Annotated in this window: 9 protein-coding genes; 6 read left to right on the forward strand and 3 right to left on the reverse strand. The window is 71.7% G+C overall.

The window, feature by feature from the left end; genetic code table 11:
* The 4 genes from LQ222_RS25750 to LQ222_RS25760 form a co-directional block, all read left to right on the forward strand.
* Positions 1-512: SH3 domain-containing protein (locus tag LQ222_RS25750; protein WP_230169741.1), on the forward strand; the 512-nt coding region annotated here is incomplete at its 5' end.
* A gap of 42 nt (positions 513-554) precedes the next feature.
* A complete protein-coding gene (locus tag LQ222_RS26395; protein ID WP_374202194.1) occupies positions 555-848 on the forward strand; it encodes a nitrile hydratase in 294 nt (97 codons plus the stop codon).
* Complete coding sequence (locus LQ222_RS26400; RefSeq protein WP_374202195.1) at positions 845-1147, forward strand: SH3-like domain-containing protein; 303 nt, start codon at positions 845-847, stop codon at positions 1145-1147. Before LQ222_RS26395 ends, LQ222_RS26400 begins: the two co-directional genes overlap by 4 nt.
* 1 nt (position 1148) lies before the next feature.
* A complete protein-coding gene (locus tag LQ222_RS25760; RefSeq protein WP_230169742.1) occupies positions 1149-1730 on the forward strand; it encodes a nitrile hydratase subunit alpha in 582 nt (193 codons plus the stop codon).
* Here the strand turns inward: LQ222_RS25760 and LQ222_RS25765 are convergent.
* Both LQ222_RS25765 and LQ222_RS25770 read right to left on the reverse strand, forming a co-directional pair.
* The gene (locus LQ222_RS25765) at positions 1687-2664 is read right to left on the reverse strand and encodes a transglutaminase family protein (protein WP_230169743.1); all 978 of its coding nucleotides are present in this window, start codon (positions 2662-2664) and stop codon (positions 1687-1689) included. The genes LQ222_RS25760 and LQ222_RS25765 overlap by 44 nt on opposite strands.
* A gap of 132 nt (positions 2665-2796) precedes the next feature.
* A complete protein-coding gene (locus tag LQ222_RS25770; protein WP_230169744.1) occupies positions 2797-3495 on the reverse strand; it encodes a CBS domain-containing protein in 699 nt (232 codons plus the stop codon).
* A gap of 144 nt (positions 3496-3639) precedes the next feature.
* Here LQ222_RS25770 and LQ222_RS25775 point away from each other — a divergent pair, with 144 nt between their 5' ends.
* Together LQ222_RS25775 and LQ222_RS25780 are read left to right on the forward strand one after the other, a co-directional pair.
* A complete protein-coding gene (locus LQ222_RS25775) occupies positions 3640-4617 on the forward strand; it encodes a TAXI family TRAP transporter solute-binding subunit (protein WP_230169745.1) in 978 nt (325 codons plus the stop codon).
* Between the two features lie 184 nt (positions 4618-4801).
* Positions 4802-6811: a TRAP transporter fused permease subunit gene (locus LQ222_RS25780; protein ID WP_230169746.1), complete on the forward strand. Its 2010-nt coding sequence runs from the start codon at positions 4802-4804 to the stop codon at positions 6809-6811.
* A 16-nt stretch (positions 6812-6827) separates the two neighbouring features.
* Here the strand turns inward: LQ222_RS25780 and LQ222_RS25785 are convergent, their stop codons facing one another.
* Positions 6828-7352, reverse strand: coding sequence for a dihydrofolate reductase family protein (locus LQ222_RS25785; protein WP_230169747.1), 525 nt, complete (start codon positions 7350-7352; stop codon positions 6828-6830).
* Positions 7353-7475: the final 123 nt, after the last annotated feature.

The raw sequence follows: 7475 nt of genomic DNA on the forward strand, positions 1-7475 counted from the left end.
GGGCAGCCGGTGCCGCCCGGCCGGCCGAACCCGCCCCCGCGCCGACCCCCGCGCCGGAACCGCAACCCTCGATCGGGTCGGTGACCAACCTGCCGCTGCCCCGCTTCGCCGCCCTGCGGTCGGACGAGGTGAACCTGCGCGCCGGCCCGGGCACGCGCTTCCCGATCGAATGGACCTACCAGCGCCGCGAATTGCCGGTGGAGATCACCCGGGAATTCGAATTGTGGCGCCGCATCCGCGACCCCGAGGGCACCGAGGGCTGGGTCCACCAATCCACCCTGATGGGCCGCCGCAGCGCCATCGTGCGCGGCGCGCCCGCCAGCGAGACCGCGCTGCGCCGCCGGCCCGAAGCCGACAGCCCGCCGGTCGCGCGGCTGCGCCCCGGCGTGGTGGTGCGCCTGCGCCAATGCGAACCGCGCAGCCCCTGGTGCGAGGCGCAGGCCGGCGAGCACCGCGGCTACATCCTGCGCTCCGAGGTCTGGGGCGTCTCGGCCGATGAGGAAGTGAAGTAGCGGCGCTGGACCGCGCGCCGCGCGGCGGCCTAACCTTCGCCCATGCCAGACGACACCCCCGTCCCCGCCATCCACGACATGGGCGGCATCGCCCGCTTCCACTGCACGCCGGTCGAGCACGACGAGGCGCCGCCCGACGCCTTCGGCCGGCAGGTCGATGCGCTGCGCCAGGTGCTCGCGCAGAAGAAGCTGATGACCGTCGACGAGCTGCGCCGTGGCATCGAGAGCATCCCGGAAGGCGAGTATTTCGCGCTCGGCTACTATGAACGCTGGCTGCGGTCGATCGCCCTGCTGATGGTCGAGAAAGGCATCGTGGAGAAGGACGTGCTGCCATGAGCGCGACTGCCGAGGCCCCGCGCTTCGCACCCGGCGCGACGGTGCGCGTGAAGGATGACTGGCCCGAGCGCCGCGGCCCCTGCCACATCCGCACGCCGCACTACATCCGCGGCCGCACCGGCACGGTCGTGCGCCCGCTCGGCGCCTTTCCGAACCCGGAGGACCTGGCCTTCGCCCGCCCGGCGCCGAAGCGCACGCTGTACCACGTGCTGTTCGCGCAGGAGCCTATCTGGCAGGAGGGCAAGCCCGGCGACACCGTGATGGTCGAGGTCTTCGAACACTGGCTGGAGGACGCCTGAGATGGCCGCCGCCCCGCGCCCCGACAGCCTCGCGCTGCTCGATCGCCTGATGGCCGCCCTGGAAGCCAAGGGCGTCGTGAGCCCGGCGGAGATCGCCGAGCGCCAGGCGAATACCGACAAGGCGAGCCCCGAGACCGGCGCCCGCATGGTGGCGAAGGCCTGGACCGATCCCGCCTATCGCGCGCTGCTGCTGTCCGACGGCAAGGCCGCCGCCGAGGCGATGGGGGTGTCGATGGCCGGCGCGCCGCCGCTCGGCGTGCTGGAGAACACGCCGGGCCGGCATCACCTGGTCGTCTGCACGCTGTGCTCCTGCTACCCGCGCGCGGTGCTGGGCTATCCGCCCAACTGGTACAAATCCTTCGCCTACCGGTCGCGCGCGGTGCGCGAGCCGCGCGCCGTGCTGGCCGAATGGGGCGTGAACATGCCCGACAGCGTCGAGATCCGCGTGGTCGACAGCACCGCGGACTACCGCTGGATGGTGCTGCCGATGCGCCCCGCCGGCACCGATGGCTGGGACGAGGCGCGGCTCGCCGCGGTGGTCACGCGGGATTGCCTGGTGGGGGTGGCGGTTCCGGCGCCATAGCCGGCGGCGCGGGCGCGGCATCCAGCGGGGCGGCGTCCTGCGGCATCGGGTCGTTGCCGACCTGCACCGTGACATCCACATGCAGCCCGGCGAAGTCGCCGGCCTTGCCGATATAGCCGCCGCCGATCGGGATCGCCTGTTCGGGCGTGCGGGTGGAGCCCACGCGGATCAGGTTCTCGCCCGCCACCAGCCCGTTGGTCGGGTCGTATTCCACCCAGCCGGCGCCGGGGACATAGACCTCGCACCAGGCATGGGTGGCGCCGCCGCCGACCATGCCGTCGCCGCCGGTCGCATCGTACAGGTAGCCGGTGACGAAGCGCGCCGCGAGGCCGAGGGCGCGCGCCGCCTCCATCATCAGCAGGGTGAAGTCGCGGCAGGCGCCGCGGCCGGTGTCGAGCGTCGCGACCGGGCTGTTGGTGCCTTCCTCGTCGCGCGCCTCATAGGTGAATTCGTCGCGGATGGCGCGCGTCATGGCTTCCAGCATCGGCAGCGTGCGCGTCTGCCCGGCGGGGTCGAGGAACCGACGCGCCCAGGCATCGACGCGCCGCTGCGGGTCGGGCAGCAGCCGCACGCGGAAATGCTCGAGATCCGGCGCTTCCTCGGCGCCGTAGGAGAACGGGAAGACCTCGACCGAGGGATCGAGCGTCGCGCGCGGCAGCGCCGGACCGGCCGGGAAATGCTCGAGGTCGAGCGTCGAGACGATCTCGAGGTGATCCGTCTGCGCGCCCTCGGTCCAGTCCAGCAGGCAGACCGAATTGCCGAAGACGTCGTGCGCCCAGCGCGTCGCGGCGGGCGGCGGGCTGACCGACATGGTCGCATCGTGCAGGCGCAGGTCGTGGCTGTCGCGCGGGCGCACCATGAGCCGATGCTGCGACAGCGCGACCGGCGCGCTGTAGGCGTAGCGCGTGGTGTGGCGGATGCGGACGCGGGCCATGCGGCAAATCCTCAACGGCGGTTGGGGGCGGAGACAGCCCCGCTTGCCGCCATGGTAGCGCGCCATGGCCCCGAGGGTTGCGCCGCAGGCCTGGGCATATCACGCCGCGGCGCCACAGGCCCGCGCCGCGTGCTACACCCCGCCGTAGATGAACACCGGCATGGGCTGGGTGTCGTCCACCACCGCCTTCACGCCGGGCACGTTCTCCGCCAGCACGCGCAGCGCCCGCTGCACCGCGTCCGACCGGCGGAAGCCGTGGAAGGTCACGGTGCCGTCCTTGACCTCGACCATCGTGTAGAAGGTGTCGGTCCAGGGTTCCTTCTTCATCGCCGCCATCACCGCGCGGCGCACCCGTTCGTCCGACAGTTCGGCATCCTGGTGCGGCGGCGCGACCAGCGCGCGCAGCAGGTCGGCGCGGCTGACGATGCCGCGCAGGCGGTCGCCCTCGGTCACCACCACGCGGCGGATGTTCCGCTGCTCCATCAGCTGCGCGACATGCGCGGCGGTTGTGTCGGGCGCCACGGTCACCACCGTCTCGGTCATCAGGTCCTTCGCCGTCACGCCATGGGTGCGCGCGAAGCGCTCGGCCTGGGTCGCCGGATCGGCGAACAGCGAGGCGAACCAGGAAGCCGGCTTGTCCTCCTCGCCGGCGAGGCGACGGACCAGGTCCGCCTCGGTGACGATACCGAGCACCTTGCTGTCCTTGTCGACCACCGGCACGGCCGAGATGCCGCGATCCGCCAGCAGCCGGGCCATGGCCATCACCGGCGTCTCGGGCGGGACGGTCACCACGTCGGGGGTCATCAGGTCGCGGGCGAGAAGGCCGGTCATGCGGGAGTTCCTCCGGATCAACGCGGCCGACATACCGCCGCCGGTGCCCCGCCGCCTTGCGCCAGATCAACGGCGCGGGCTTCAAAGCGCCGCGCAAGGCCGCTATCTACGGTGCCGCGACCAAGAACACCCAAAGGAGGACACATGTCCGGGATCACCCGACGTCACGTCATTGCCGCCGCGGCCGGCACGCTGGCCCTGCCCGGCCTGGCGCGCGCGCAGGCGGCGCAGCAGCTCGCGATCGCCACCGGCACCACCGGCGGCGTGTACTATCCGCTGGGCGGCGCGCTCGCGAACTATCTCTCGCGTGGCATCCCGGGCATGAGCTCGACGGTGGAAGTGACCGGCGGGTCGGTCGCGAACCTGCAGCTGCTCGGCGCCAATCGCGTCGGGATGGTGCTGACGCAGGTCGATGCGTCGGTGGATGCGATCCGCGGCAATGACCGCTTCCGCGGCCGGCCGGTGCCGGTGCGCGCGCTCGCGGTGCTCTACACGAACCGCATGCAGGTGGTGACGGTGGCCTCGACCGGGATCCGGTCCATGGCGGACCTCAAGGGCAAGCGCGTGTCCACCGGCGCGCCCGGCTCGGCCACGGAAGTCATGGCCTTCCGCCTGATCGAGGCGGCCGGCCTGAATCGCGACACCGACTTCCGCGCGCGCGAGCGCCTGTCGCCCGCCGAGAGCACCAACGCGATCAAGGACGGCAAGCTCGACGCGTATTTCTTCGTCTCGGGCGTGCCGACCAGCGCCATCACCGACCTCGGCGCCACGCCGGGCGTGCAACTGGTGATGATCGACCACGACCAGTACGTGCCCGCCATCGTCGAGAAATACGGCCCGGTCTATTTCGCGGAGACCATCCCGGCCGGCACCTATCCGGGCCAGACCACGCCGAACAAGCAGATGTCGGTGGCGAACATCGTCGCCGTGCGCGAGGACATGCCGGCCGCGCTGGTGACGCAGATCGTGCAGATCATGTGGTCCAACCGCGAGGACTGGGCGCGCGTGCATTCCGCGGCGCGCGACTTCACCCTGGACGGCCAGAAGACCGCCGCGGCCGGCGTGCCCTGGCACCCGGCGGCGGAGGCCTTCTGGAAGGCGCAGGGCGCGACGCTCGGCTGACCGTCGCCCCCAGGGGATCTTCGCACGGGAGCGGTCCGGCCGGGCCGCTCCCGTCCCGCATTCACGGCATGGCGCGGCCGGGCGGAATCGCCAGGCGGCCGGGACCATGCGAGAGACAAAGGCGGCCTGATCCGCGGCACCCCGGCCATCACGGGGCGATCGACCAGGCGCCGGAGCACCGCCCGTGACCACCACGCACAACCTGCCGCCCGAAGTCGCGCCCGATGCGCTGGACGACAAGACCGCCGCGCGCGTCGAGGCGCTGATCGAGGAGGAGGAGGGCGTCCAGAACCGCTTCTCCGGCTGGCTCGGCTATGTCGCGACGTTGCTGGCGCTGGCGATGTCGCTGTTCCACCTCTGGGCGGCCTGGGACATCGTGCCGACCACCACGCTGCGCTTCGTGCATGTGGGCTTCGCGCTGGTGCTGGGCTTCGTGCTGTTCCCGGTGGCGCGGCGGTATCGCAACCGCCTGATGCCGTGGGATGCCGTGCTGGCGGCGGCGGCGGTCTATGTCGTCTATTACCTGATCACCGGCGGCGACGACCTGCAGGACCGCGCCATCTTCCCCGAGCCGATGGACCTGGTGGTGGGATGGATGCTGATCGCGCTGGTACTGGAAGCGACGCGCCGCGCGACGGGCCCGGTGATGCCGGCGGTGGCGATCTTCTTCCTGCTGTATGGCTTCTTCGGCAACCACCTGCCGGCACCCTGGCAGCACCAGGGCTATGATTCCGAGCGGATGATCCCGCATATCTCGATCGGGCTCGATGGCATCTTCGGCACCGCGGTGGATGTCTCGGCCACGCTGATCATCCTGTTCACCATCTATGGCGCCATCCTGCAGGCCTCGGGCGCGGGGAAGTTCTTCGTGGACTTCTCGTTTGCCGCCACCGGCGGCAAGGCGGCCAGCGCGGGGCGCACCGTCGTGCTGTCGTCCTTCCTGCTGGGCGGGCCGTCGGGATCGGGTGTCGCCACCACCGTCACCATCGGCACCGTGGCCTGGCCGATGATGAAGCGCGTGGGCTACCGGCCGGACGATGCCGGCGGGCTGCTCGCGGCCGGCGGGCTGGGGGCGATCATCTCGCCGCCGGTGCTGGGCGCGGCGGCCTTCCTGATCGCGGAATACCTCAAGATCGGCTACCTCGACGTGCTGAAGATGGCGGCGATCCCGACCATCCTCTACTACGCCTCGCTGCTGTTCATGGTGGAGCTCGACCAGCGGCGCCTGCGCGCGCGCAACGGCGGCATGGATATTTCGGATGGCGTGGCGGTCGACCCCATGCGGGTGCTGCTGCGCCGCTACTGGTTCCACTTCACCTCGCTGATCGCGATCGTCGCCTTCATGGTCTGGGGGTATTCGGCGACGCTGTCGGTGCTCTACGCCATGGTGCTGGCGGTGCTGCTGTCCTTCATTCGGCCGGAGCAGGCGCTGTGGCCGAAGCGGCTGGTCAATGCGCTGGCCAATGGCGCGGTGCAGGCGGTGGGCATCGCCGCCACCTGCGCGTCCGCCGGCATCATCGTCGGTGTCATCACGCTGACCGGGCTCGGGCTGAAGTTCAGCGACATCGCCATCCAGGCGGCGGGCGGGTCGGTGGTGGTGACGGCGCTGTACACCGCGCTGATCGTCTGGGTGGTCGGGCTCGCGGTGCCGGTCACCGCGTCCTACATCATCTGCGCGGTGGTGGCCGCACCCGCGCTGATAAAGCTGGGCGTGCCGGACTACGCGGCGCATATGTTCGTCTTCTACTATGCGGTGCTGTCGGAAGTGTCGCCGCCCACCGCGCTGTCGCCCTTCGCGGCGGCGGCAATCACCGGCGCCGGGCCGTACCGCACCACCTTGCAGGCGTGGAAATACACCATGCCGGCCTTCCTGCTGCCCTTCGTCTTCGTCACCGACCCCGAGGGCGTCGGCCTGCTGCTGAACTTCCGCGACGGCATGACCTGGCTGGACGTGGTGTGGCAGACGGTGCTGGCGGCGGGCGGGCTGGCGGCGCTGGCCTCGGCCGCGCAGGGCTTCGCGCGGCGCGCGCTGGCCGGGTGGGAACGCCTGGGCTTCACGCTGGCCGGGTTGCTGATGATCTTCCCGGCGCTGCTGCAGCATGCGGCGGCGGATATCGTGCCCTATCCGCACCTGGTGGGCATCGCGCTGGCGGCGGGCCTGCTGGCGTTGCAGGCGCGCGGCAAGGCGGCCTGACCTGGCCGCGGGGCGTTCAGCCCCGCCGATAGGTCAGGGCCACCACGCCATTGGGGAAGGGCCGCGCAGCGTGCAGCACCAGCGCACGGGGCGTGCCCCCGGCGGCGAACAGCCGCAAGCCGTCGCCCAGCAGCACCGGGATGACGAACAGTTCCAGGCTGTCGACCAGCCCGCGCGCCAGGCAGTGCTGCGCCAGCGCCGCGCCGCCCAGCAGCCAGATGTCGCCCGGTGTTTCCGCGCGCAGCCGGGCGAGAACCGCGGCGACGTCGCCTTGCGCCGCCTCGACCCCCGCCGGCGGATCGGGCTCCAGCGCGCGATGCGTCATCACCACCACGCGCTTGCCGGCATAGGGCCATTCGCCGAAGCCGCGCGCGTGGTCGTAGGTCACGCGACCGGTCAGCACCGACCCCAGCGCGGCCATGAAGCCGGCCATGCCGTAATCCTGCGCGTCGAAGGGCGCCAGCCAGCCGACGCCGCCCGCGTCATCCGCCAGGCAGCCATCCAGCGAGATCGCCGCGTAGAGCCTGAGCCGCCCGCTCATGCGCGCCGCCGCCACTGCGCCCGCGCCGCGCGCACGCGGCCGAGCAGCGTCGTGCCGCCCCCGGCCAGCCAGCCGCGCACCGGCGCCGCGGCGCGATGCAGCGCCTGGCCCCTATACCCATCT

This window comes from Roseomonas sp. CECT 9278, assembly GCF_918698155.1.
Lineage (GTDB): Bacteria > Pseudomonadota > Alphaproteobacteria > Acetobacterales > Acetobacteraceae > Neoroseomonas.